Origin of the sequence: Croceicoccus hydrothermalis (genome assembly GCF_022378335.1) — a bacterium.
Lineage (GTDB): Bacteria > Pseudomonadota > Alphaproteobacteria > Sphingomonadales > Sphingomonadaceae > Croceicoccus > Croceicoccus hydrothermalis.
The window spans coordinates 1-2,384 of the sequence record NZ_JAIQCI010000087.1; the positions used below are offsets into that span (position 1 = coordinate 1).

At 59.3% G+C, this 2,384-nt stretch carries 1 protein-coding gene; it reads left to right on the plus strand.

The window, feature by feature from the left end; genetic code table 11:
• A partial coding sequence (locus tag K4G67_RS17435; protein ID WP_275588957.1) for an efflux RND transporter permease subunit occupies positions 1-2,343 on the plus strand: 2,343 nt, incomplete at its 5' end.
• Between the last annotated feature and the right edge of the window lie 41 nt (positions 2,344-2,384).

Genomic DNA, 2,384 nt, shown 5'->3' on the forward strand with positions numbered 1-2,384 from the left:
CGTTCCTTCGTCACTACGACGAGACCCAAATCCTCCTTAATCTACAACCGTAAATCTGTGCCATTGGTGCTGACGGCGAACACCGTGGTCGGAACGGTTCTGATGCGCAGTGGTGAGAACAGCCGCACGGTATCGGCTCAGGCAGCCGAACGACTTGAAGAAGTCCGTGACTCGCTCCCTGCGGGGGTAGAGGCCGATATCGTCTATAACCGGTCGTCTCTTGTCGATGCGACCATAGCCACAGTCGAGAAAAACCTGCTCGAAGGCGCGCTGCTGGTCATTGCGGTGCTATTCCTCCTGCTTGGCAACATCCGCGCCGCGATCATAACGGCACTGGTCATCCCGATATCGATGCTCATGGCAGCGGTCGGTATGAACCGGCTCGGCGTGTCGGGCAATCTGATGAGTCTCGGAGCGCTCGACTTCGGCCTTATCGTCGATGGCGCGGTGATCATTGTCGAGAACAGCGTCGCACGTCTCGCGGCGCGACAGCACCGGGAGGGGCGACTGCTCACCTTGGGCGAGCGGCTCACTGAAACACGCCTTGCGGCGCAGGAAATGATCAAGCCGACCGTCTACGGGCAGGCGATCATCTTCCTCGTCTTCGCCCCGCTGCTCACTTTTACCGGAGTCGAAGGCAAGACGTTCTCGCCGATGGCGATCACGATGATGCTCGCGCTGGCGTCGGCCTTCGTGCTATCGCTGACCTTCGTTCCGGCGATGATCGCGGTGCTGCTCAATAAGAAGCTCACCGAAAAGGAGGTGAAGCCCATTCGCTGGGCGAAGGAGCGTTATGGCCCAGCGGTTCGCAAGGCCATTGCGCGGCCCTGGCCGGTTATCGGCACCGGTGTCGGCATCTTCGCGGTTGCAGCTGTCGCCTTTAGTCTTCTGGGGAGTGAATTCACTCCACAGCTCGACGAAAGGGATCTCCTAGTCCAGTCGATCCGCATTCCTTCGACACCCATCGAACGCTCGGTCGAAATGCAAAGACGGGTTGAAGATCGCCTCGTTGGTTTTCCTGAAGTTGGACTGGTTTTTTCGAAAACCGGTACCGCAGAAGTGGCGAGCGATCCCATGCCGCCAAATATCTCGGATGCCTTCGTCATACTTCGCCCGCGGGACGAATGGCCCGACCGCTCCAAGAGCAAAGAAGAGCTCATATTAGAAATAGAGGAGGAGCTCGGCGGTTTGGTTGGAAATCTGTATGAATTCACCCAACCTATCGAAATGCGCTTCAACGAACTGATTGCCGGTAGCCGCAGCGATCTCGCCGTTAAGATCTATGGCAATGATCTGGCGCAATTGACAGCCGCAGCTGAGGACGTGGCCGATGTTGTGCGGCAGGTCGAAGGTGCGGCAGACGTTCGCGTTCAACAAGTTACCGGCTTTCCCACGCTCGACATCGCTTTCGATCGTCCGGTCATCGCACGATATGGGCTAACCGTCGAAGACGTGGCTCAGTCGGTCGCCATTGCGCTAGGCGGACGGCCTGCGGGTCTGGTGTTCGAAGGCGATCGGCGGTTCGACGTCGTCGTGCGTTTGCAAGATGCCACCCGAAACGATTTCGACCAGCTCGGCGCTCTCCCGATCGTCCTTGAAAACGGCGTGACGGTTCCGCTGCGAACATTGGCTGATTTCGAAGTGGTTGATGGCCTCGCCGAGGTCCGCCGTGAACAAGGGCGGCGGCTGGTGATCGTCTCGGCCAACGTGCGCGAACGCGATCTCGGGTCCTTCGTCCAAGAAGCACAGGCCGGGGTCGAAGCGCAGGTTGATCTGCCACCTGCATCTTTCATCGAATGGGGCGGCCAGTATCAGAACCTTCAAGAAGCACAGGCAAGGCTTGCGATCGTGGTGCCCATCTGTTTCGCTATGGTCCTCCTGCTCCTTTATCTGGCGCTTGGCGGATGGATCCCGGCCCTCGCGGTGTTTAGCGCCATTCCTATGGCGCTTGCAGGAGGCGTGTTCGCTCTGGTGCTGAGGGGCATGCCCTTCTCGGTCTCTACCGCGGTCGGGTTCATTGCGCTCTCAGGTGTGGCGGTGCTCAACGGTCTCGTCATGATGACCGCGATCCGGCAGCGTCTCGAGAGAGGAATGCCGCTCGACGAAGCTATTGCCGATGGCGCGCTTGCACGTCTGCGACCGGTGTTGATGACGGCGCTGGTGGCTTCGCTCGGCTTCGTGCCTATGGCACTCGCTACCGGAACCGGGGCCGAGGTGCAACGTCCACTGGCGACGGTGGTGATCGGTGGGCTGATCACGGCAACCGCGCTGACGCTGTTCGTTCTTCCTGCAATAGCGCGGCTGTTCGCCGTCAGCACCAATGGCACAGATTTACGGTTGTAGATTAAGGAGGATTTGGGTCTCGTCGTAGTGACGAAGGAACG